We start from the raw sequence: 24,848 nt of genomic DNA, 5'->3' as shown, positions 1-24,848 counted from the left end.
GACACAATGGAAATAGCATTATTAACAGATGTTGGTCAGAAACGGACAAATAATCAGGACTATGTCAATCACTTTGTCAACCGAGCAGGACGCACTATGATCATCTTGGCTGACGGGATGGGAGGACACCGAGCAGGAAATATCGCTAGTGAGATGGCGGTAACAGACCTTGGTGTGGCTTGGGTGGATACCCAAATTGACTCAGTCAATGAAGTTCGTGAGTGGTTTGCCCACTACCTGGAGATTGAAAATCAAAAAATTCATCAACTAGGTCAGGACGAAGCCTACAGAGGCATGGGAACAACGCTAGAAGCTGTTGCATTTATTGACAACCAAGCCATCTATGCTCACATTGGAGATTCTCGTATCGGTTTGATTCGTGGAGAAGAATATCACCAGTTGACAAGTGACCATTCTTTGGTCAATGAATTGCTCAAGGCTGGTCAATTGACTCCAGAAGAAGCAGAAACTCACCCTCAAAAGAATATCATCACCCAGTCTATCGGACAAAAAGATGAAATCCAGCCAGATTTTGGGATGATTACATTGGAGTCAGGAGATTATCTCTTGCTCAATAGTGATGGTTTGACCAATATGATTTCGGCAAGTGAGATTTATGATATCGTAACTAGCGATATTTCCCTAGCAGACAAGGCGGCAACCCTCATTCGCTTCGCTAACAATGCAGGAGGTTTAGACAACATTACGGTTGCCCTTGTTTACATGAACGAGGAGGCAGCAGAATGATCCAAATCGGCAAGATTTTTGCCGGGCGGTATCGGATTGTCAAGCAGATTGGTCGAGGAGGCATGGCAGATGTTTACTTGGCCAAGGATTTGATCCTAGACGGGGAAGAAGTGGCAGTGAAGGTCCTGAGGACCAACTACCAGACGGACCCGATTGCTGTGGCACGTTTCCAGCGTGAAGCGAGGGCCATGGCGGATCTGGACCATCCTCATATCGTTCGGATAACAGATATTGGTGAGGAAGACGGTCAACAGTACCTAGCTATGGAATACGTAGCAGGTCTTGACCTCAAGCGTTATATTAAAGAACACTATCCTCTTTCAAACGAAGAAGCGGTTCGGATTATGGGGCAAATCCTCTTGGCCATGCGCTTAGCCCATACTCGAGGAATCGTTCACCGGGATTTGAAACCTCAAAATATCCTCTTGACACCTGACGGCACAGCTAAGGTCACGGACTTTGGGATTGCCGTAGCCTTTGCGGAGACCAGTCTGACCCAGACAAACTCAATGTTAGGCTCCGTTCATTATTTGTCACCTGAACAAGCGCGTGGTTCTAAAGCGACCTTCCAGAGTGATATCTATGCAATGGGGATTATCTTCTATGAAATGCTTACGGGACATATCCCTTATGATGGGGATAGTGCGGTTACGATTGCCCTCCAGCATTTCCAGAAGCCACTTCCGTCCGTCATAGCTGAAAACCCATCTGTCCCTCAGGCTTTAGAAAATGTTGTCATCAAGGCAACTGCTAAGAAGCTGTCAGACCGTTATCAGTCTGTTTCAGAAATGTATGTGGACTTGTCAACTAGCTTGTCTTATAATCGTCGGAATGAACCGAAACTGGTCTTTGACGATGCGAGTAAGGCAGACACTAAGACTTTACCTAAAGTTCCACAAAGTACACTGACATCGATTCCTAAAGCTCCGGCGCAAGAAGAACGCCCTCAGCCAAAGAAACCAACTCAACCAGTGGCAGAGCCGGCTCCAGCGCCAAAGCCAGCCAAGAAACGGAAGTTTAAGGCTCGCTATATGATTCTTTTGGCTAGTCTTCTATTGGTTGCAGCCTCTTTGGTCTGGATTTTGTCAAGAACACCAGCAACGATTGCTATTCCTGACGTAGCTGGGCAAACCGTTGCAGAGGCTAAGGAAGCTCTTAAAAAATCCAAGTTTGAAGCCGGTGAAGAAAAGTCAGAGGCCAGCGATACCGTAGCAGAAGGACGTGTTATTCGAACGGATCCAGAAGCTGGTAGCGGCCGAAAAGAAGGAACCAAGGTCAATTTGATTGTTTCTTCTGGTAAGCAATCCTTCCAATTGAGCAATTATGTCGGACGTAAGTATACGGATGTCGTAGCTGAACTCAAGGAGAAGAAGGTTCCTGAAAATCTAATCAAGATGGAAGAGGAAGAATCCAGCGAGAGCGAACCTGGAACCGTCCTCAGACAGACCCCTACTTCGGGTTCGACCTATGATCTCTCAAAAGCCACTACGATTACCTTAACAGTGGCTAAGAAGGTGACTAGTGTCAGCATGCCGAACTACATCGGTTCAAGTCTCGAGTTTACAAAGAATAACTTGACTCAGATTGTCGGTGTGAAGGAAGCAAATATTGAGGTTGTAGAAGTATCGACTGCTCCTGAAGGAACGGCAGAAGGAACTGTTGTAAGTCAAACGCCAAGAGCAGGAGAACTGGTTGATCTTGCAAGTACGCGTATCAAACTTTCCATTTACAAACCAAAAACACCACCATCAACTTCATCCTCTAATCCTGCCCAACGTGGGAACCAGGGTTCTCCTACAAGTCCAAACCAGGGGAACCAACAAGGGAATCAACAAGGGAACACTCCTTCTAGCAGTTCATCCAATAGTGAAGGAACTCACGAAAGTTCCCGAGATTAAACGAATCTTTGTCATGATTTCATGACAAAGATTTTTTTTCACAAGATTTTGTGATAAAATATAGGGAGTAGAAAAAAGGAGGAGAAAATGGACGAATCGAGAGAGTTGAATGCCGTCATTGATGTGATTATGCTAGCAGGAACCATTCTCCTGAAAAGTGGTTCAGAGATTCATCGGGTTGAGGATACTATGATCCGTATTGCCCATTCCCAGGGAATAATGGATTGCAATGTTCTTGCCATGCCCGCAGCTATTTTCTTTTCTATTGAAAACACCAATATTTCTCGGATGAAACGGGTAACCTCATCCTCTTATAACATTGAAAAAGTTTGCGATGTCAACCAAGTATCACGGGAGCTTGTCGGAGGGCAGATTGATCTCTCGACAGCCTTTAAAAAGCTGAAAGAAATCGGCAATCAAGCCCTTCCTTATACCAAGTTCCAAGTGACCGTAGCAGCGACCCTCAGTGCCCCTTTCTTCTCGATTATGTTTGGGGGCAATGTCTATGACGCTTTTGGCGCAGCTATTGCGACCTTATTTGGATTTGCCTTCTCTCTCTACGTAGAGAAGTTTGTCCGCATTCCTTTTGTAACGGCCTTTGCGGGTGCCTTTGTTTTCGGATTGATTGCCCAGTTCTGGGCCCGCTATACAGGATTTCCTTCGACGGCAGACCTGATTATAGCAGGAGCGGTCATGCCCTTTGTTCCAGGGATTGCTCTGACAAATGCGGTACGGGATATCATGACCAACCATATCAACTCTGGTATGAGCAAGATGTTTGAATCTTTGCTCATCACCCTCGCTTTAGGGGCTGGCACCTCTGTCGCCCTGGTTTTGATGACATAAGATGACTCTAACAAGTATTTTGCTCCAAGCAGTGGCGAGTTTACTCGCCATTATCACCTTTCTAATCGTACTGAATGTTCAACGCTCCATGCTCCTACCTGGTGGTATTTTGGGAATGGGCGTTTGGCTCCTTTATCTCGTGCTCAAAGAACCAACCAATGTTATTATTGCGACCTTTATCGCAGCAGTAATTGGCTCTTGCATCAGCCAGATTTTAAGTATTGTCTATAAGACACCAGCGGTGGTCTTTGTCTTGGCCATTCTTGCCCCCTTGGTGCCGGGTTATTTATCCTATCGAACGACAGCTTTCTTTGTGACAGGAGATTACAGCCATGCTATTGCCAGCGCGACTTTGGTGGTTATGTTAGCCCTCGTTATTTCCATTGGAATGGCAAGTGGAACGGTAATTCTAAAGCTTTATTACTACATCCGAAAACAACGAGGGATCTCTTCCTAATGCAGTCAAAGCAAAGACTTGATTTGTTGAATCAAGTCTTTTTTCTCTCTTTTGTCCCTATTTGTGATAAAATAGAATGGAACGATTTTTTACAATGAATGAAAAAACAGAGGTAAATATGACAATCGGTATTGATAAGATTGGTTTTGCGACCAGTCAATATGTCTTGAAATTACAAGACTTAGCAGAAGCGAGGGGAGTTGACCCCGAAAAATTTAGCAAGGGACTCTTGTTAAATGAAATTAGTATTGCGCCACTGACTGAGGACATTGTTACCTTGGCTGCTAGTGCAAGCAACTCTATTTTAACAGACAAAGAAAAAGAAGAAATCGATATGGTCATCGTGGCGACCGAGTCAGGGATTGACCAGAGTAAGGCAGCGGCAGTCTTTGTTCACGGCTTGTTAGGCATTCAGCCTTTCGCCCGTAGCTTTGAAATCAAAGAAGCCTGCTATGGAGCGACAGCTGCCCTTCATTATGCAAAATTGCATGTGGAAAATTCTCCAGAATCAAAAGTCCTAGTCATTGCCAGTGATATTGCCAAGTATGGTGTGGGAACTCCTGGTGAGCCAACTCAGGGTGCTGGAAGTGTGGCGATGTTGATTACCCAAAATCCACGCATCATGGCCTTTAACAATGATAACGTTGCCCAAACGCGAGACATCATGGATTTCTGGCGTCCGAACTATTCAAGCACTCCTTATGTAAACGGCATGTACTCGACCCAACAGTATCTTGATTGCCTGACAACGACTTGGGATGAATACAAGAAACGCTATGATTGGACTATGGATGACTTTGCGGCTATCTGCTTCCACTTGCCTTATCCTAAGTTGGCCCTAAAAGGCTTGTGCAAGATGATGGACAAAACTTTGTCTAAAGAAAAACAGGATGGTTTGCAAGAGAACTTTGATAAGTCCATCCTTTACAGTCAGATGATTGGGAATATCTATACAGGTTCCCTCTTCCTCGGGCTCCTCTCCCTTTTGGAAAATGCAGAGACTTTGAAGGCTGGAGATAAAATTGCCCTCTACAGTTATGGAAGTGGAGCGGTTTCAGAGTTCTTTAGTGGTGAATTGGTCGAAGGATATGAGGCTTACCTTGATAAGGATCGCTTGAGCAAACTCAAACAACGTACAGCATTGTCTGTTGCAGACTATGAAAAAGTCTTCTTCGAAGAGGTGCAGTTGGATGAGTCTGGTTCAGCCCAATTTGCAGGTTATGAACATCAAGACTATGCCTTGGTTGAAATTGTCGACCACCAACGCCATTATAGCAAGGTTGAAAAATAATGAAGATAAGTTGGAATGGATTTTCTAAAAAATCATACCATGAGCGCCTTGAGTTGTTGCGAGCTCAGGCGCTCCTTAATCCTGAAAAGCAAACCAGTCTGGAGCAGGATGAACAAGTCAGCTTGGCAGTTGCAGACCAGCTGAGTGAGAATGTGGTAGGAACTTTTTCTCTGCCTTATTCGATCATTCCAGAACTTTTGGTGAATGGTCAGGATTATACAGTTCCTTATGTGACAGAAGAGCCGTCAGTGGTTGCTGCGGCTAGCTATGCCAGCAAAATCATCAAGCGAGCAGGCGGTTTTACTGCTCAGGTTCATCAGCGCCAGATGATTGGTCAGGTAGCCCTTTACCAAGTTGCTGATACTGAACAAGCGCAAGCGAAGATTGTCAGTAAGAAAGCCGAACTCTTGGAACTTGCCAATCAAGCTTATCCTTCTATCGTTAAACGTGGTGGTGGGGCGCGTGATTTGCGTGTAGAGCAGATCAAGGGAGAAACAGACTTTCTCGTCGTCTATCTCCATGTCGATACCCAGGAAGCCATGGGGGCTAATATGCTCAATACCATGCTAGAAGCCTTGAAGCCGGTCTTAGAAGAACTCAGTCAGGGGCAGAGTCTCATGGGAATCCTGTCCAATTACGCGACCGATTCTCTGGTGACTGCAAGCTGTCGTATCGCCTTTCGCTACTTGAGCCCTCAAAGGGACCAAGGACGAGAAATTGCGGAGAAAATAGCCTTGGCTAGCCAGTTTGCGCAGGCTGATCCCTACCGAGCGGCTACTCATAATAAAGGGATTTTTAACGGTATTGATGCCATTTTGATTGCCACTGGTAATGACTGGCGTGCCATCGAAGCTGGGGCCCATGCCTTTGCCAGTCGAGATGGACACTATCAAGGTCTCAGTCGATGGAGTCTAGATAGGGACACAGAAGAATTGGTCGGTGAGATGACCCTGCCCATGCCGGTAGCGACAAAGGGTGGCTCTATCGGACTCAATCCTCGTGTAGCTCTCAGTCATGAACTACTGGGAAATCCTTCAGCTAAGGAATTGGCTCAGATTATCGTGTCCATCGGTCTTGCCCAAAACTTTGCGGCCCTCAAAGCCTTGGTCAGTACGGGCATCCAGCAAGGCCACATGAAATTACAGGCCAAATCCCTAGCTCTCTTAGCTGGTGCTAGTGAGTCCGAGGTTGCTCCCCTCGTTGAGCGCCTCATCGCAGATAAAACCTTTAACTTAGAGACAGCCCAGCGCTATCTCGAAAACTTAAGATCATAAAAACTCAGACAAATTAGTCTGAGTTTTTTGTACTTAAATACTTTTTCCAGGTAATAGGGTGATGGGTAAGAAGTAACCAGTTGTCGCAACTTCCTTGCCTTCAATCTTCTGCAAGAGGAGATCGACAGTGAGTTGGGCAATCTCTTTCATAGGTTGCTTAATCGTTGTCAGGTGAGGATAGTAGTTCTCGATAAAGTAGGTCCCATCATAGCCGATGACCCTGAGCTCTTCAGGAACAGAGATACCTAGCTCCTGAGCGATTTTGATAACCAGGATAGCTGTCAAATCATCCGAAGCAAAAATCGCATCTGGTTTCTGATGGGTCAAGATATTCTTGATTTCCATTTCTTTTCTGACGGGAGAGAAATCACTCGAAACATTGATAATAGGCGCTTTTGGGAGTACAGAGGCAAAGCCAGCGTGGCGCAGTCCAGTCGGTGAGTTAGAGTTGTCATTTCCTGTAATCATGATGATAGACTGGGCGCCAGTCTTGACCAGAGTTTGGGCGGCGAGGACCCCGCCGCCGTAGTTATCAGAGGAGACAACAGGGATGTCTGGAGACAAGTTTCGGTCAAAGGAAATAATCGGTGCAGTCACGCGATTGTAGTCTTCGATTCCAAGATTGTGACTTCCAGAAATGATACCATCGACCTGATTGGCCTCCAGCATTTCAATGTACTCCCGTTCTTTTTCAGAGTCATGTTCGCTGTTACAGATGATGGTCTTGTACCCATTCTTGAAGAGTTGATGTTCCAATTTGTCAATCAACTCCGCATAAAAGACATGACTGATGTTTGGAAAAATAAGTCCAATCAACTTGGCTGATTTTCCTTGTAGACTGCGTGCTAGGTTATTGGGTTTGTAGCCCAATTCTCGCATGGCTTCATTAACCTTTTGGATGGTTTTCTCAGATAAATAACCCTTTTTATTGATGACTCGGGAGACGGTAGTGGGGCTGACGCCTGCAAGTTTTGCGACATCAGTTAGTTTTGCGACCATAATCTAATTCATAGTAAGTTCCAGTTGGATTTCCAGATTTGATGAGGATACCATTTTGGTCTGCATGTGGGAAAACACGACCAGAAAATACTTTTTCTCCTTTATTGATGAAAATTTCAAAGACTGACTTGTCAATGAAGATAGTGGCAGTAGTAGCTTGGTTATCGATAGGACAAGAACGAGTTGTACCAAATTCCTGGGCGTACTGTTCACCAGCCTGACTGCGATCTACTGTCACTTGTCCATTGACAAGGTCAAAGTTGATTGAAAGCCCCTTGCCTTCTTTATCAGCGAGCAAGACAATCTCACTTTGACTATTGGCCTCCAAGTTGAGCTCGAGTTCATAGGTGTTATTGGTTTGAGTACGGTTTGAGAAGACCTCTTCAGAAGAACGAAGTTCTTTGACAGCTGAGACAGGATATTGGTAGAGTTTGCCATCTTTGATAGTGAGTTCTTTGACCAATGAGAAGGTTCCTTGGTGGTCAAAACGGTCAGATGGGTAAGAAACATCTGGCAGTCCAAGCCAGCTAACTGCCAGAGCTCGTCCGTCTGGAGCGTTAAAGGCTTGAGTCGCATAGGCTTCGAAACCATAGTCTAGATTATGAAGTTGAGACACATCTACCATTTTGGCAATTTCAGGATCAAAGGATGCCCCTATTTTGTACATGTTTGGGTAGATATTATCATAGTCTAGAACTTGTTTATCCAATCCTTGTGGGCAATAGAGAAGGACAGGTTGTTCACCGATAAGGACTAGATTTGGACATTCCATCATGTAGGCAGTGCGATCGTTAGCAAAGTCAAGGTCGCCAACCGCTTGCCAGTTTGTGTAGTCATTGTCCACAGCCTTGTAGAGACGGACGAAGCCTTTTTTCTCCAAGTCCTGTCCACCGACGATAACATAATATTGACCTTTAAAGTTAAAAATTTGCGGGTCGCGGAAGTGGTCAGTAGAGTCTGCTGGCTGGTCAATCAAGATCTTGTCAATCTTTGTAAGATTACCCTCCTTGTCCATCAAAGCACCAATCTGGTAAGGGTGACGGATCCAGTTTTCATCACGGACATTTCCAGTATAAAATAGGAACAACTGATCGCCAAACTGCATGGCAGAACCAGAGTAGGCACCGTGGCTATCCAATGGAGTATCTGGCAAAACTTTGACTCCAGTTTCTGTAAAGTGCACTAAATCATCACTTTCAAGCTGCACCCAAGACTTCAACCCATGGGCTGCACCGAAGGGGAAGTTTTGGTAAAAGAGAATCCATTTGCCATCAAAATAAGAAAAGCCATTTGGATCATTGAGAAGCCCCATTTTAGGCTCGACATGGTAACGAGTATGCCAAGGAGATTGTGCCATCTTTTCCTTGATTTGCTTGATTTCATCATTAGACCAGTCTTCATAGCGTCTGTAACGGCGCTCAGTTGTCCATTCCATTTTATCTTTCCTCCATAAGTTCTATTCTATTATTAATAGTAAACGTTTTCTGCAAAAAAAGCAAGTCTTTTATGTTAAAAAAAAGAAAAATATGTCAAACGATCGCCAGAAATCAAGTAAAGGAAATCTGGCAAATTTTCACGAAAAAATGAAAGAAAATGTAAATGAAAGCCTTAATTCCTCAATTATAAAGATATTTTTTTGAGGAAAAAGAAAATATCCTTCAAAAACGATCAAGAATAATCAGGAATAAAAGAAAGGAAATAAAAAATTCTGCAAAACGCTTGACATATTTTAGAAACATGATAAAATAATAGTCGTAGGGCGAATAAAATCGCTTTCAAACAAGAACAAAATTTTATAAGGAGATTTTTGCAAATGAACAATCAGGATATTGCAAAAAAGGTCATCGAAGCCCTTGGCGGACGTGAAAATGTCAACAGTGTAGCCCACTGTGCGACTCGTCTACGTGTCATGGTCAAAGATGAAGGGAAAATCAATAAGGAAGTGATTGAGAACTTGGATAAAGTTCAAGGAGCTTTCTTTAACTCAGGTCAATACCAAATCATCTTTGGTACTGGTACAGTAAACAAGATGTACGACGAAGTCGTTGCACTTGGTTTGCCAACATCCTCTAAAGAAGACATGAAAGCAGAAGCTGCTAAACAAGGAAACTGGTTCCAACGTGCTATCCGTACTTTCGGTGACGTATTCGTGCCAATCATCCCAGTTATCGTGGCAACTGGTCTCTTCATGGGTCTTCGTGGTCTCATGAACGCTCTTGGAATGACACTTCCAGAAGATGTTACCATTTACAGCCAAATCCTCACAGATACAGCCTTCATCATCTTGCCAGGTTTGGTTGTGTGGTCAACCTTCCGCGTATTCGGTGGAAATCCAGCCGTTGGTATCGTCCTCGGTATGATGCTGGTTTCTGGTTCGCTTCCAAACGCCTGGGCTGTAGCATCAGGTGGTGAAGTAACAGCTATGAACTTCTTTGGCTTCATTCCTGTTGTTGGTTTGCAAGGTTCTGTTCTTCCAGCCTTCATCATTGGGGTGGTCGGAGCCAAGTTTGAAAAAGCTCTCCGCAAGGTGGTTCCAGATGTCTTGGATCTCTTGGTAACACCGTTCGTGACACTTTTGGTCATGTCTATCCTTGGACTCTTTGTCATCGGACCAGTCTTCCACGTTGTTGAAAACTACATCCTTCTCGGAACAAAGGCAATTCTTGGCTTGCCGTTTGGTCTTGGTGGTTTGGTCATCGGTGGGGTTCACCAATTGATCGTCGTATCAGGTGTACACCACATCTTCAACTTGCTTGAAGTTCAGTTGCTTGCTGCTGACCATGTCAACCCATTCAACGCTATCATCACTGCAGCGATGACAGCTCAAGGGGCTGCAACTGTTGCTGTTGGTGTTAAAACGAAGAATCCTAAACTGAAAACACTTGCTTTCCCAGCTGCTCTTTCTGCCTTCCTCGGTATTACAGAGCCTGCTATCTTCGGGGTGAACTTGCGCTTCCGTAAACCATTCTTCCTTTCATTGATCGCTGGTGCTATCGGTGGTGGATTGGCTTCTATCCTTGGACTTGCTGGTACTGGTAATGGTATCACCATCATCCCTGGTACAATGTTGTACGTTGGTAACGGTCAATTGTTCCAATACCTTCTTATGGTAGCTGTATCATTCGTTCTTGGTTTTGCCCTTACTTACATGTTTGGTTACGAGGACGAAAAAGAAGTTGCTTCTGAAGTGGCGACAGAACGTTTGGTTCAAGAAGAAACAACTGGTAACATTCCAGTAACTCCTCAAAATGAAACAATCCAAACTCCAATCGTTGGGGACGTAGTTGCCCTTGAGAATGTTAACGACCCAGTCTTTTCAAGTGGTGCAATGGGACAAGGGATCGCTGTAAAACCAAGCCAAGGTGTGGTTTACGCACCAGCTGATGCAGAAGTATCGATTGCCTTTGCTACAGGACATGCTTATGGTTTGAAGACAGCAAATGGAGCTGAGATCTTGATCCACGTTGGTATCGATACGGTGACTATGAACGGTGAAGGCTTTGAACAAAAAGTTTCTCAAGGCGACAAGGTCAAAGCTGGTGATGTTCTTGGAACATTTGACTCAAACAAAATCGCTGCTGCAGGTCTTGACGACACAACAATGGTTATCGTGACCAATACAGCAGACTACGCTTCTGTGACACCAGTCGCAAGCGGTTCTGTTGTCAAGGGTGACGCTATCATCGAAGTGAAAGCCTAGTCCTTTTCGAAAATCAAATCTAAAAACAAAACGAACAAATATCATGTTTGTTCGTTTTTACTTGGATGGTAAGATTTACAGAGGAAAATCTAAAATATTGAGAAATCTAGCCCTTTAAAATGTGCTATAATAGAGAAAACAAAGATAAGAGGTTTATCATGACAAAATTATACGGAAGCTTAGAAGCGGGCGGTACAAAGTTTGTCTGTGCTGTCGGAGATGAAAATTTTAACATTGTAGAACAAACACAGTTTCCTACAACAACTCCTATCGAGACTATCGATAAAACCATCGAATTCTTTTCAAAATTCGATAATCTTGCAGCCCTTGCCATCGGTTCCTTTGGTCCCATCGATATCGATAAAAACTCAAAAACCTATGGCTTTATCACAACGACTCCAAAACCTCACTGGGCAAATGTAGACCTACTTGGTGCCCTTCGTCGTGCTCTCAACGTACCCATGTATTTCACCACAGATGTAAACAGCTCTGCCTATGGTGAAGTGGTTGCTCGTAACAATGCTGGCGGCCGTATCGAAAACTTGGTTTACTACACGATCGGTACAGGTATCGGAGCAGGTGTTATCCAACGTGGTGAGTTTATCGGTGGTGTCGGTCACCCTGAGATGGGTCACTATTATGTGGCTAAACACCCAATGGATGTAGAAAAAGAATTTAACGGCGTTTGTCCTTTTCACAAGGGCTGTTTGGAAGGCTTTGCGGCTGGTCCAAGTCTTGAAGCCCGTACAGGTATTCGTGGTGAAAACATCGAACTCAACAGCTCTGTCTGGGACGTCCAAGCCTATTATATAGCTCAAGCTGCGGTCAATGCTACTGTGACTTTCCGTCCAGATGTGATCGTCTTTGGTGGTGGGGTTATGGCCCAACAACACATGCTGGACCGTGTGCGTGAGAAATTTACAGCTCTTCTCAACGGCTACCTACCAGTACCAGATGTGCGTGACTACATTGTCACTCCAGCAGTCGCAGGCAATGGTTCTGCCACACTTGGAAACTTTGTCCTTGCTAAGAGTGTCGAAAAATAAAACAAAGAAAACATCCGCTTGGGAAACCAAACGGATGTTTTGTTTGAAGACAATTTTTTGAGCCTTTCCTTAAGTGATGACGGACGGTAGCGATTTTCTTCGAAATTCCATACCTAAACTTTGAGTCTAATGTCTCAAAGTTTCCGAACACCTGAAACCATTAGATTTCAGGTGTTTTTATCACGGCGGAAAGGCTAGGTAAGTCCTCGATTCACTATCGAAAAGTTGGCATGATTTCCATACCAAAGTATATTTAGTATCAGGCTATTTTCTATTCTCAAAACATCTGCCAGAAGAAATCAATAATATAGGTCAAACCATAAGTATAAACCACTAGGGTAAAGGGCTTGGTCAAAACGATGATAATCATATAGCGTTTGAAGGTCATCTTGGTGAGGGCAGCCAGCATACAGAGAAAGTCAGCTGGACTGACAGGCCAGATCATCATAAAGATAAAGAAACGCTCGAAACGATTGCCCTTATCTAGCCAACCGATGTATTTGTCATAGGTGCGCTTGCTGACGACCGACTGGACAAAGGCAGCTCCATAGAGACGCACCAGGTAAAAGATAATAGCACAGCCAATCACGATGCCGATATAGTTATAGATGGTTCCGATGATGTGGCCGTAAATAAAGACCCCAGCCACTGAGGTCAAAGCTCCCGGAATGATCGGAACAACGGTTTGTAGGATCTGTAAAAAGATAAAGAGTGGTGGCCCCCAAACTCCAGCTTGCTGGATAAAGGCCGATAGGGTTTCCTTTGATTGTAAAACACCCGCCTGATAGGCCCAAATACAGAAAATCAAGGTGCCGACTCCCCCGACGATAGATGAGATATTGATGACTTGCTGTAGGAGGGGAGAAACAGCTTTCATTTGCTTATCCTGTGACATGTAAACTCCTCATAGATAGTATGATACTACTATATCATATTTTGGGAAGAAAAACTATCTGGATTATCTGATTGGTGAAATAAGTGTGGTAAAATGAGAATAAGAAAATGACGGTATAGAATGAGGGAGTATCATGTTAGGTTTAAACTTTAAAGGAAGATGGCGCCAATACCAAAAACAGGTCTTGGATCGTTTTCAGGACTATCAAGCAGACGGTCATGTTCATCTAGTGGCAGCTCCAGGGTCTGGAAAGACAACCATTGGTATCGAGCTAATCGCTCGTTTTGGCAACCCAGCCCTCATCTTAGTTCCGACTGTCACCATTCGTGAACAATGGGTAGATAGGATCCAAACTGCTTTTCTAGAGGATGGTCAGAGGCTTTCAGATCTCGTTTCCCAAAACTTAAAGGAGATGAAAGCATTAACGATTGTGACCTATCAGGCTTTTCATAGTGCCATGAACCAACTGCAATCACAAGAAGATGGAGAAGCAGAGGATTTTGTGGGGTTTGATTTGTTTGCAAGCCTAAGAGCTCAGAAAGTTGCGACTCTTTGTTTGGACGAGTGCCACCACCTACGCAATGAATGGTGGAAAAGTCTGGAAGTCTTTCGCAAGCAGTATGGACCGCTGAAACTCATCTCCCTGACAGCGACACCACCTTATGACAGTGAGCCTGAACTCTGGGAACGCTATATCCGTATGTGTGGGGAGATCGATCAAGAAATCACGGTACCTGAACTAGTCAAGGAAGACACTCTTTGCCCTCATCAGGATTTTGTCTATATGTGTTCACCAACAGCTGAAGAGTCGGAACGTCTCAAACAGTTTGAGGAGACTAAGTGGGACTATATTCATCACCTTATAGTCGATCCTGATTTTCAAACATTTGTAGCAGGGTCTAAGGTCCTCAAAGGGGATATATCATCTGATTTGCTCTTAGAAGATCCCAAGTACTTGTCTGCTATGTTGATTTATATGCATTCTCAGGGGTTAACGATTCCTTCCTCTTTGCAAAATTTACTGGGAACCCAGAAGCTTCCAGCATTGACCTCCTACTGGTTGGAGACGCTGTTGCAGAGCATACTCTATCTGACACCAGATTGGTATGAGGATCCAGATGGATATAAGAAAAAGTTAGAGGCTGACTTGAAGGCGCGTGGGTTGGTGGAAAAACGTCAGGTTTATCTAGTTAAGTCCAAGGCTTCTGACCAGCTTTTAACCCAATCTCTGGGGAAGTTGTCTGCCATTGCCGATATCTTCTTGACAGAGTATGAGAGTCTAGGTCAGGAACTGAGACAGTTAGTACTAGCTGACTATATTCGCAAGGATTTTGCCACCTATCTGGGAGATAATCAAGCAACCATTTCTCAGTTGGGGGTTCTCCCTTATTTTGAAAGCATTCGTCGAAAAGCTCAGGAGCAAGAGATACCTGTGTCTTTGGCTGTCTTGTCAGGTAGTGTCGTTATTTTGCCTACCGATGTGGCAGCAGAGTTGAAGGAGCTCTTGCCTCAGGTTCCTCTTAGTTTCTCATCTATTGGTCACTTGGATCCAAAAGATTATGTGCAGGTTGGTTTTCCTAGCTCAGCTAAGGGAATCGTAGCGGCAGTGACGGAGCTTTTTCAACGAGGGCAGATTCAAGTCCTAGTCGGAACCAAATCTCTCCTCGGAGAGGGTTGGGATGCTCCTTGTGTTAATTCCCTAATACTCGGAAGCTTTGTGGGGAGCTTTATGCTAAGTAACCAGATGCGTGGCCGTGCCATTCGTATCTGGCCGGGACATCCAGAAAAGACCAGTAACATCTGGCATCTGGTAGCCGTTCAAGCGCAAGCACTTATCACTCTTCCTGGTGAGGAGCCTAGACCAGAGAGCAATCAGGATCTGCAGACCTTGTCGCGACGGATGGAGCATTTTCTTGGATTGGCTTATAATCAGGAGAGTATTGAGACCGGTTTGGATCGTTTGGATTTTCCAAAGCCCCCTTTTAAGAAAAAGCAAATTAGTGAGTACAATGAGCGAGTTAAGAGTCTCTCCAAGGATCGAGCAGGCTTGAGAAAAAAATGGCAAGATGCTCTTGTCGTAGCGGATCAGCTCGAGATAGTTACAGAAGTCGCGACTCAAAAACAGAAGGTCCCAGTCATGCTCTTGCTTGATGCATTAAAATGGGTTCGCATGTCATTGCTCTTGTTGGCAGTAGATTTGTTGGTCTTGCTATTTAGACTGAGACTGATTGGTGTTTGGTGGCTTACAGCAGCCTGTCTCCTCTTTTTGGTCTTTGCATCTTGGCGCTACCTCCGTTATAAAAGTCCCTATAAACGTTTGCAATCTCTGGGTGAGCAGATCCGAAAGGCTCTGCTAGATTCGGGGCATCTAACGGACGATCAATCCCGTGTTCATGTAGAGGAGGACAAGGAAAATTATATGGTTTTCGCCTATCTCAAGGGAGGAAGCATGAGGGACAAGGAGCTGTTTGCGCAGACTGTGGGAGAGTTCTTTGCTCCAGTGGATAACCAGCGCTATCTCTTGAAGGCAGAGAAAGTCCGACAAGGTCAGTCACCTTACTATGTCGTGCCAAGTCTTTTTGACAAGCGCAAGGAAGAAGCACAGAAATTCCTCGACTTTCTGAGGCCAACTATCGGACGTTATCACCTCGTCTATACACGAACAGAGGCCGGGCGGAAAATCCTTCTCGAAGCTCGTATCAAAGCTCTCTCCAATAAAAATGACCGTACCTTGACTAAGAAGAAGGTTAAAAGTCAGTTGGAGTAGGAGCGTATGGAAAAATCCATCTGAAACATGATATAATATAGTAAAATTGTGCATTATAAAGGAGAGAATGATGCAAGTAAAACCAGAACTGGAGATAGAAAAAAAACTCATTGACCAGCTGGTGACTGGGGAAAGTCAATGGACTTATCGAGAAGACCTAAAAACAGAAGACCAATTATGGGAAAATTTCTTTACTAAACTAGCCCAAAATAATGTGGCTCTCCTAGCAGACCATCCCTTGACAGAGCAGGAAAAACGCCAGATTCAAAACCAACTAAACTTTGTCAGCTACTATGATGCAGCCAAGTGGTTGGTCGGAGAAAATGGTATTGCCAAAGTTGAGGTTCAGAGAGAAGATGCAAGTCTAGGCACCATCCGTTTGTCAGTCATATGGCGTGACAATATCGCAGCAGGGAAGTCAAGCTATGAAGTTGTTAATCAAGTCCAACGAGAAAAAGTAAATCCTCTGGACCAAGACCGTAGACTGGATGTTACTCTCCTTATCAACGGCTTACCCATGATTCAAATCGAGCTCAAGAGCTCCCAAGCAGCATTTATTGATGCCTTTCATCAGATTAAAAAATATGATCGTGAAGGCAAGTTCCGTGGCATCTACTCTAGCTTGCAGATGTTTGTTGTGACCAATAAGGTAGACACACGCTATATCGCTGCAGCTCGTGAAAATAAACTTAACAAGCAATTTCTAACCAAGTGGGTGGATAAGGACAATCATCCTGTGACAAACCTGACTAGCTTTGCACACGAAGTTCTTTCTATCCCTCGTGCCCATCAGATGGTTATGCAGTATTCAGTCATTGATGATAGTAAGAAAGCTCTCATCCTCTTGCGCCCCTATCAGATCCATGCCATCGAAGCAGTGCAAGAAGCCTCTCGCCAGCAAGCATCAGGCTATGTCTGGCATACAACAGGTTCAGGGAAAACCTTGACTTCTTATAAGGTGGCGAGGAATCTCCTTCAGATTCCATCCATCCAAAAGACGATCTTTGTCGTTGACCGTAGGGACTTGGACCAACAGACCACATCATCCTTCCTCTCATATGCGACCAATGATGTCATTGATATCGATGAGACGGATAATACACATGATTTGGTCAAGCGATTAGGCAGTAATGATAAGCGTGTGGTGGTGACAACCATCCAGAAAATCACGACCATGATGCGCAAGTTTGACCAAGGGCTTTACCAACGAGATGCGGACAAAATCAAGGGACTCCGTGTGGCCTTTGTTGTGGATGAATGCCATCGTGCCGTGACACCACAAACACAAAAAGACATTAAAGCCTTTTTCCCGCAGTCTCTCTGGTATGGTTTTACAGGGACGCCTATCTTTAAGGAAAATAAACGCCAGCAAGTCGGTGACCTAGCCCAAACCACCCAGCAACAGTATGGAGACCGTCTACATGAGTATACAGTCAAGGAAGCCATCCATGACGGAGCTGTCTTAGGCTTTAAGGTCGATTACCGTAATACCCTCATCACAGATCAGTCTGAAGATCAAGTCCCAGATAGTGTCTACGAAGATGAGGAGCATATGCTGGAAGTCTTGGATGCCATTATCAATAAATCCCGCCAACAGCTAGGCTTCCAAAAGGGAGTAGGTAAGACCTACAATGCCATCCTAACCGTTAAGTCCATCCCTCAAGCTCAAGCCTACTATGACCTACTCAAACGAGTCAAGGCTGGTCAGACACGTGTCAAGGTATCGGAGAGGGTCAAGCAGGTTCTTCCAGATTTTCCAAAGGCGACCATCACCTACTCCGTTACGGAGAATGAAGAAGAGTCAATAGCCAACCAAGACCACATGAAGCAGGTCTTAGAAGACTATAATCGAGAGTTTGATACCCACTTTACCATGGCGGATCTTCGTGGCTTTAATACGGATGTCAATAACCGTCTAGCTCGAAAACAGGATAAATACCTCTATCGCAAGGAGCAGTTAGACTTGGTTATCGTGGTCAATCGTCTCTTAACGGGATTTGATGCTCCGTGTCTATCGACTCTCTTTATCGACAGAAAGCCTATGCAACCGCAGGACTTGATCCAAGCCTTTAGCCGAACCAATCGGATCTTTGATTCCAGTAAGACCTATGGTCATATCATCACTTTCCAAAAGCCTCTAGCCTTTAAGGAAGCAGTGGATAATGCCCTCAAGCTCTACTCAAATGGTGGTGAAAACGAGGTTTTAGCCCCAAGCTGGGAAGAGGAAAAGAGGAATTTTTTACGGAGTTGCAGTGATTTCCAAAATCTCATCACCGATGATCCTGAGGAAGGACTCCAAATCGAGCAAATCTCTACACCTGAGTTGAGAAAACTCGCCAAGGCTTATCAAGTCTTTGATAAATATCTAGCCTCTATCCGCGTGTATAAAGAGTATGATGAGGAAGAAATCTATGCCCAGACAGGACTAAGCGCTGAAGAATTGGAAACCTATCTAGGCTTTTATCAAAACATCCTGGCAGAATTAAAAAGTCGAAGAGATGATGGTGGTGAGGATGGGGAGCCCCTTGATATCCACTATGAACTAGAGTCTATCCAAGTGGATGAGATTAACTATGCCTATATCCTAACCTTAATCCAAAGCCTAATCGAGCAAGGTCAAAGTCAAGAAAAGAACCTAAACGCTCAAGATAGAGAAGCAGTGGATAACTATATTGAGAGCCTTGAGAAGACTAATCCAAATCTTGCCCAGATCATCACTGAACTATGGAGAGAAGTCCAAGCAAATCCAGAAAGCTATCGTGGTCAGTCCATTGCCAATATCTTGGATCAGATGATCGAGGCGGTTATCCAGCAACATATCCAAGTCTTTAGCAAATGTTGGTATGTCGGAGAGGATGAACTCCGTTACTATGTCGAGCACTACCGCAAGGGAGCTAAAAAGCAACTAGGAGAGAGCCAGCTGACCAAGAGCCAGCGCTATCAGGACTATAAGATAGAAGTGGCGGATGCCCTCAATCCCCTCCACTATAAAAAACAAATCAAAGAAGCTTGTGAGCAACTTGTCGAAGAAGTCATTGAGCCATTGAGGGTTGGGAATAGAATTTTATAACTGTAGTTAAACACTTGTATAGATTTCGCAGTTAAAAATACAATAATTGAATCTTAAATAAATATAATACTTTTGTCAAATTTATTTATTAGAGTAATTAAGAACTAAATAAAGAGGTGTTCATATAAATGTCTGAGTATATTATTGAAAATAAATCAGTAAATTCTGATGAAATCGATGCTAATTCAAGTAATCCTAAAATGATTATAGTAGGAAACGGATTTGATATCAGTGTGGGGATAAAAAGTTCGTACAATAATTTTGTAGAGCACTTAAGGGTTGAAGAGAAACTTGAAACAAATGAAGATATTTATAATTTTAATAAATTATTTTTACAAAAATTTGATGGGAAATCATTAAATTGGAACGATTTAGAGTCAATTTTTGAAAATCATATAAAAGAGATTAATGAGATAACTTATAATAGTGACGATGAAATCAGGAGTATATATAGTGTCACTGAAATAAATATGTACCTTAAAGAGTTAGAAGATTTATTTTCGTCCTATTTGTCTGATTTTTACGAGAAATGGCATAATTCATACAGAGTTAAAAGGAATAATAAAAGCAGTTTGGTAGTTAATGAGGTTTATAAAAATATATTTAAAGATGCTGATGTAGTTAACTTTAATTATACAAGTACTTTATATGATTTAAACCTAGTTCAAACTGGGAGTGTTAGTAATCAAAAATACTTTCAAGTACACGGATCTTTATTTGATAAGAACATTATTTTTGGAGGTGGATTCACTGGGAATGAAGAGTACAGCGGGTTTAATGTTCCAGGTTCTATGGACAATGACAAACTGATTCGAATAAAAAAAGATACGTCTTTATTTGAGAAACGCAGTCAATTGATAGAGAAAATAAAGAAATATAAGAAAAATTCAGTTGATACCTATATTATAGGTCACTCTATTTATGGAAGTGATTTACCATTCTTGTCAAAAATATTTGAAAAATCAAAAAGAATTTATTTGTTTTATTTTGGTAATGATTATCTAATCAAATTACAAAAGATTAATAAAATTTTGAATACCGATATCTTAGAAAAAATAGTTTTAGTACCATTCTATGATATTTTGGTTAAAAATAGTAAGAAAAATTTAGAATTTGGAGGCAATAATACTACTTCAATTCAGCTGGACAATAATGATATTGAATTATTGAAAAGAATGTTCAATGTATCTTTGCCGATAATATATCCTTTTGACAAGTTCATACTGACTAATAAACTTTTTATATTCAATCAGTTTCAATATTTAAAAATATCGAGTATTATAGAGTGCGAATCTTTAAAAAAGATTTTAAGTTTTTTAGATATAAATGAAACATACAATGAAAAACTTCATGTAATAATTGATGGAGTTGGAGCAAAATCTGATGATAGGTTGCTTTTGGATGAGTTGTTTGATATGAAAGAGTTTATTGAATGTATAAAAAATAGTGAATCTATTGAAATTACAAACTCATCGTTAAGTATTGAGAAACTAAAAAATTTAATTTCAAGTACTGAAAAATGTAGAAAAATAAAAATTAGTAATTGTGTAATTTACTGTGATGGTGTTGAAAACGTTGAGATTGATATCAGTCAGCTTCAGTCTATTGAATATTTTGAAATGTGTAAAAACAATATCAGTGAGGAATATATAGTAAATATCATTGTTTCTAAAGATATAATTAGTAACACTTTGAAAAAAATAATAATTCGTGAAAATGAAAATATTAAAATAGATTATTCTTTGCTAAATTTTGTTAGTAATAGTCGCTATATTGAATTGGATTATCCAGAAAATAGTGAGTTTGGTTACGATATTTACTTTCCCAATGTGTCTACATTCATTCTTAATGCTCAAGAAGTAGATGTGGATCCAATTATCACTGGAATTATTCTCTCATCAAAAATTAGATGTTTAAAATTGCTTGGTGTATCTTTGTCAGAGAAAACAAATGAAATAAAAGGAGAGACAGATACTTATAGATTTTCTTCATTATTTAAGTTTGATGATAATAATCAAACAGATAAAACCCAATATTTGTCCAATTTGACTGAAATAGAAATATCAGTTTTTGATGATAGTCAAAAATTAATATTTGATGTTGTTCCTAATCTTAGATATATTACATATAATGGCGAAGAGATGTCACTGTTAAATATGTGGGTTGAAGCACAAAACATACAACAAGAAGCAAATGATAAAAAGCGTGAGGAGATTAGAAATATAGAAAATAAGAAAGACAAAGACTCGAAACCTATTTTAAACTTTACTAATATAAATAATCATAAGATAAGTAGGGGAGAAGAAAGTATTGAAGATAATCTAGAAAATACTAATACTAAAAAAATATCTTTTGAAACAAAAAATGGTGTTTTTGATGCGATTTTAAAGTATATTTCTGAAAATAAATTAAAACACTCCGAAAAGGTAGATGAAGCAAATTATGTTGAGGCAAAAAATATTGAAAAAGAAATCAATGAATTTGCTAAAACATGGGCGGTTGATAGCCAAGCGTTGACTTATTATGTACTAAATTTTGATGTTGAAAATAAAAATGAAAAACAATTTGGAGAAACAGCTCTAAAAGACACAGCAAATTATGAAGAGTATCCTTTCAAGAATAATAAAATTAAATTGATCTATAAACAAGAACTTAATACTGCAATAAGGAAATTTGCGACTACTCTACATAAAAAATATAGTTTGTGAATGGAGAAAAAATAAATGGAAGAGAAAATCTTACCTATTTTAAGATTTGATAATTTTAACGATTATTGGCAGAAGTCTTCGTTATTATCTCAAGTAGAAGTACGAAGAGGTCTGACCTATAAACCAAACGACGTAAGAAGTAATGGAGCACGGGTTTTAAGAAGCTCGAACATAGTAGATGATTCATTCGTGATATCAGATGATGATGTATTTGTAAGTAAAGATGTGATAAATATTCCCCGAGTAAGCAATGGAGATATTTTAGTAACTGCAGCTAATGGATCCACTAAGCTAGTCGGAAAACATGCAATTATAAAAAATTTACCAGATGATGAAATAGTTGTCCATGGTGGTTTTATGTTATTGTTTAAAACTGAGCAGAATTACTTCGTAAATGCTTGGATGAGTTCAAATGAGTATAAACGAGTGTTACAATTTGTACAAGGCGGAAATGGTGCGATTGGAAATTTATCTAGTGCTATATTGAAAAGTATGAAAATGAGTGTCCCATTTCTCCCTGAACAATCTGCCATCGGATCCCTCTTCAGCACTCTCGATGACCTTCTTGCAGGCTACAAGGATAATCTTACCAACTACCAATCCCTCAAATCAACCATGCTCTCCAAGATGTTTCCCAAAGCTGGGCAGACTGTTCCAGAGATACGTTTGGATGGATTTGAAGGAAAGTGGAAAGAGGTACAATTATCTGATATCTGTAAAAAAGTAATAGAAAAAAATAAAGATAACAATTTTAATGAAACTTTTACAAATTCAGCGGAATTTGGAATTATTAATCAAAGAGATTTTTTTGATAAAGACATTTCTAATGAAAAAAGTCTGAATACATATTATGTTGTGAGAAACAATGATTTTGTTTATAATCCAAGAATTTCAAACTATGCTCCAGTAGGACCAGTTAAACGAAATAGACTAGGGAGAACTGGTGTTATGTCACCGTTATACTTTGTTTTTAGAGTTGTAAACTTAAATATTGATTTAGATTTTTTAGAAACGTTTTTCAATACTAATACTTGGCACAAATTTATGAAGTTAAATGGTGATTCGGGTGCTCGTGCAGATAGATTTGCTATAAAGGATTCTATTTTTCTCCAAATGCCTATTGTATTGCCGTCTATCTCTGAACAACAAGCCATCGGTGCCTACTTCTCAAACCTCGATAACCTCATCGCTACTCACCAAGATAAAATTTCTCAGCTAGAAACACTGAAAAAGAAACTCTTGCAGGATATGTTTATTTAAGGAGGAATCATGTGTAACTCAATTAATGAATTAATTGAATGGATAGAATCTGAAAGAGTTAGAATTTCTTATGATTATGCCAGATTACCTTATTGTGAAGAATGGGAATCGACTTTATATTATAACGTAGATATTGATTTCTCAATACTTATTAGATTAATTAAAACAGAACTAGATGATGATTTTTTATCTGATGATTTAACAGAAAAGTATAAAAATCTACGTGATAATTGGTTAGAAAGCATATACTTTTGTTCTGAAATGGACGCTAATTTATATAAATCAAATCTGCCTCAAATTATAGAGAACTTTAAAATAATCAAACTTTTTTCTTTTATTTCGAAAGTTGATTCTACAACTGTTATAATAGGAGCTAATGGAGCGGGAAAATCCAGTCTTATTAATGAGTTACGAAAGAATAGTATAGATGAGATGTATGTTTTACCTGCTCAGAAACTACTGTATTTTGTGTTAAATATTCATGACCGTAATAATATTAGTAAAGAAAGATATATATCTGAATTTAAACAAGTAGATATTAAATATGACTCAATTGATTTATATCCATCCCATATTGAAAATAGCATTTCAAATACATTTACTAAATTAATAACATTGTTAGTAAAAGACTACACAAACATAGTTACTCGTAGATCAAGAAAAGAAAAAGATTTACCTTTAACTTTATGGGATAGGGTAGAATATATATGGAACCAAATTTTCCCAGAAATAAAATTTGAGCTTGAGCCTGATGATAGAGTTGTTAAAGTTGAAAAAAATGGTTCTAAATATAGTATAAATAGCCTTAGTGATGGAGAACGTTGTATTTTATTTTATATAGGCAGTGTTCTTCTTGCTCCAGAAAATAGCTATATTGTGGTTGATGAACCAGAAACATTCCTTAATGCTGCTGTCTATAATGAATTATGGGATTTGCTAATATCAGAGAGACATGATTGTCAATTTATTTTTGCTTCACATAATATGGACTTTGTTCAATCAAGATCAAACGCTACTTATATGTGGTGTAAGAAATTTGAAGCACCTTATAATTTGGATTATCAGATATTGGAAGAATCACAAGAAATGCCTTTATCCTTGTTAACTGAAGTATCTGGCACGAAGAAGCCAATTCTATTTTGTGAAGGAACTAAAACTAGTCTGGACTATCAAATATATTCCAAATTATTCAGTGAATTTTGTTTTGTCAAACCAGTTCAAGGACATAAACAGGTAATTCAACATACAAAAGCTTATAATAATTTACAACATTTACATGGTAATATAGCATACGGAATTATAGATAATGATTGGATGGATGAAAGTAGTATTCAAGTGTACAAAGAACAGGGTATTTTTGTTCTTCCATTTAATGAAGTAGAGATGATACTTGTTGATGAAGCAGTCGTGAAGTCATGCTTACATTTTGATAATGACAAAGAAAAACAACAAAAAATTAAAAATCTTCAACAAAGTATCATTGAATCTTGTAAAGAAAAGAAAGATAAAATAATAAGTCTTGCTTTGAAAAAAAGACTCGATGAATTTTTGGAAGGTAACTGTATTGAAAAAAATAAACCTACTAAAGAAGATGTTGAAGAATTTTTAAAAAATTTAGTAAATAAATTTGATGCATCTTCAATGGTTGATAATATAACTTTTATCGTTGAAGAAAGTTTGGATTCATCTGATTTTTCAGCAATTTTAAAGATTTGTAACTTAAAAAATGAAATAATTAATCATAGAGGAAACACGAAAATAGTTCCAAACTTTAAAGATAAAGCTTTAAGGCGTATTGCATTAGATAATGAATTATCCAAAGAATTACGTCATAAATATTTTGAAGAATTAGAAATGAAACTATTGAAGTAATAAATGGATTTTTGAATT

General features: G+C 40.6%; 16 protein-coding genes. 13 read left to right on the top strand and 3 right to left on the bottom strand.

Features of this window, described 5'->3' with window-relative positions:
- The first annotated feature begins 6 nt into the window (after positions 1-6).
- The 6 genes from SORDD25_RS04955 (at position 7) to SORDD25_RS04930 (ending at position 6,513) form a co-directional block, all read left to right on the top strand.
- Positions 7-747: a Stp1/IreP family PP2C-type Ser/Thr phosphatase gene (locus tag SORDD25_RS04955; protein ID WP_000401527.1), complete on the top strand. Its 741-nt coding sequence runs from the start codon at positions 7-9 to the stop codon at positions 745-747.
- Complete coding sequence (gene pknB / locus SORDD25_RS04950) at positions 744-2,645, top strand: Stk1 family PASTA domain-containing Ser/Thr kinase (RefSeq protein ID WP_061852849.1); 1,902 nt, start codon at positions 744-746, stop codon at positions 2,643-2,645. Before SORDD25_RS04955 ends, pknB begins: the two co-directional genes overlap by 4 nt.
- Positions 2,646-2,732: 87 nt before the next feature.
- Positions 2,733-3,491, top strand: a complete 759-nt coding sequence (locus SORDD25_RS04945) for a threonine/serine exporter family protein (protein ID WP_000344542.1) — start codon at positions 2,733-2,735, stop codon at positions 3,489-3,491.
- A 1-nt stretch (position 3,492) separates the two neighbouring features.
- Positions 3,493-3,948, top strand: a complete 456-nt coding sequence (locus SORDD25_RS04940; protein ID WP_000176902.1) for a threonine/serine exporter family protein — start codon at positions 3,493-3,495, stop codon at positions 3,946-3,948.
- A gap of 118 nt (positions 3,949-4,066) precedes the next feature.
- Positions 4,067-5,239, top strand: coding sequence for a hydroxymethylglutaryl-CoA synthase (locus SORDD25_RS04935; protein WP_061852982.1), 1,173 nt, complete (start codon positions 4,067-4,069; stop codon positions 5,237-5,239).
- Positions 5,239-6,513, top strand: a complete 1,275-nt coding sequence (locus SORDD25_RS04930) for a hydroxymethylglutaryl-CoA reductase, degradative (RefSeq protein WP_061852848.1) — start codon at positions 5,239-5,241, stop codon at positions 6,511-6,513. Before SORDD25_RS04935 ends, SORDD25_RS04930 begins: the two co-directional genes overlap by 1 nt.
- 33 nt (positions 6,514-6,546) lie before the next feature.
- Here SORDD25_RS04930 and SORDD25_RS04925 read toward each other — a convergent pair whose 3' ends face one another.
- Together SORDD25_RS04925 and SORDD25_RS04920 are read right to left on the bottom strand one after the other, a co-directional pair.
- Positions 6,547-7,512 carry a LacI family DNA-binding transcriptional regulator gene (locus tag SORDD25_RS04925; RefSeq protein ID WP_061852847.1) on the bottom strand — a complete coding sequence of 322 codons (966 nt, stop codon included), beginning with the start codon at positions 7,510-7,512 and terminating at the stop codon, positions 6,547-6,549.
- Positions 7,493-8,947 (bottom strand): sucrose-6-phosphate hydrolase, encoded by a 1,455-nt coding sequence (locus tag SORDD25_RS04920; RefSeq protein ID WP_061852846.1) that lies wholly within the window; start codon positions 8,945-8,947, stop codon positions 7,493-7,495. The genes SORDD25_RS04925 and SORDD25_RS04920 overlap by 20 nt, the downstream gene beginning before the upstream one ends.
- A 378-nt stretch (positions 8,948-9,325) precedes the next feature.
- Here SORDD25_RS04920 and SORDD25_RS04915 point away from each other — a divergent pair, with 378 nt between their 5' ends.
- Together SORDD25_RS04915 and scrK are read left to right on the top strand one after the other, a co-directional pair.
- Complete coding sequence (locus SORDD25_RS04915) at positions 9,326-11,212, top strand: sucrose-specific PTS transporter subunit IIBC (RefSeq protein WP_061852845.1); 1,887 nt, start codon at positions 9,326-9,328, stop codon at positions 11,210-11,212.
- A 158-nt stretch (positions 11,213-11,370) separates the two neighbouring features.
- Positions 11,371-12,258, top strand: a complete 888-nt coding sequence (scrK, locus tag SORDD25_RS04910; protein ID WP_061852844.1) for a fructokinase ScrK — start codon at positions 11,371-11,373, stop codon at positions 12,256-12,258.
- 277 nt (positions 12,259-12,535) lie between these two features.
- Here the strand turns inward: scrK and SORDD25_RS04905 are convergent, their stop codons facing one another.
- Positions 12,536-13,153, bottom strand: coding sequence for a TVP38/TMEM64 family protein (locus SORDD25_RS04905; protein ID WP_000076177.1), 618 nt, complete (start codon positions 13,151-13,153; stop codon positions 12,536-12,538).
- 133 nt (positions 13,154-13,286) lie between these two features.
- Between SORDD25_RS04905 and SORDD25_RS04900 the strand changes: the two genes are divergently transcribed.
- The 5 genes from SORDD25_RS04900 (at position 13,287) to SORDD25_RS04880 (ending at position 24,830) form a co-directional block, all read left to right on the top strand.
- On the top strand, positions 13,287-15,920 hold the full coding sequence (locus SORDD25_RS04900; protein WP_061852843.1) for a DEAD/DEAH box helicase family protein: 2,634 nt from the start codon (positions 13,287-13,289) through the stop codon (positions 15,918-15,920).
- 67 nt (positions 15,921-15,987) lie between these two features.
- Positions 15,988-18,990 (top strand): type I restriction endonuclease subunit R, encoded by a 3,003-nt coding sequence (locus SORDD25_RS04895; protein WP_061852842.1) that lies wholly within the window; start codon positions 15,988-15,990, stop codon positions 18,988-18,990.
- A gap of 128 nt (positions 18,991-19,118) precedes the next feature.
- On the top strand, positions 19,119-21,698 hold the full coding sequence (locus SORDD25_RS04890) for an AbiH family protein (RefSeq protein WP_061852841.1): 2,580 nt from the start codon (positions 19,119-19,121) through the stop codon (positions 21,696-21,698).
- Positions 21,699-21,713: 15 nt separating this feature from the next.
- Complete coding sequence (locus SORDD25_RS04885; RefSeq protein WP_061852840.1) at positions 21,714-22,958, top strand: restriction endonuclease subunit S; 1,245 nt, start codon at positions 21,714-21,716, stop codon at positions 22,956-22,958.
- A 9-nt stretch (positions 22,959-22,967) separates the two neighbouring features.
- Positions 22,968-24,830, top strand: coding sequence for an AAA family ATPase (locus SORDD25_RS04880; RefSeq protein WP_061852839.1), 1,863 nt, complete (start codon positions 22,968-22,970; stop codon positions 24,828-24,830).
- Positions 24,831-24,848 lie beyond the last annotated feature (18 nt).

The organism is Streptococcus oralis (assembly GCF_001579525.1).
Classification (GTDB): domain Bacteria; phylum Bacillota; class Bacilli; order Lactobacillales; family Streptococcaceae; genus Streptococcus; species Streptococcus oralis_M.
The sequence above is the reverse complement of the archived record's forward strand: the minus strand, read 5'-3'. Positions and strand labels throughout refer to the sequence as shown.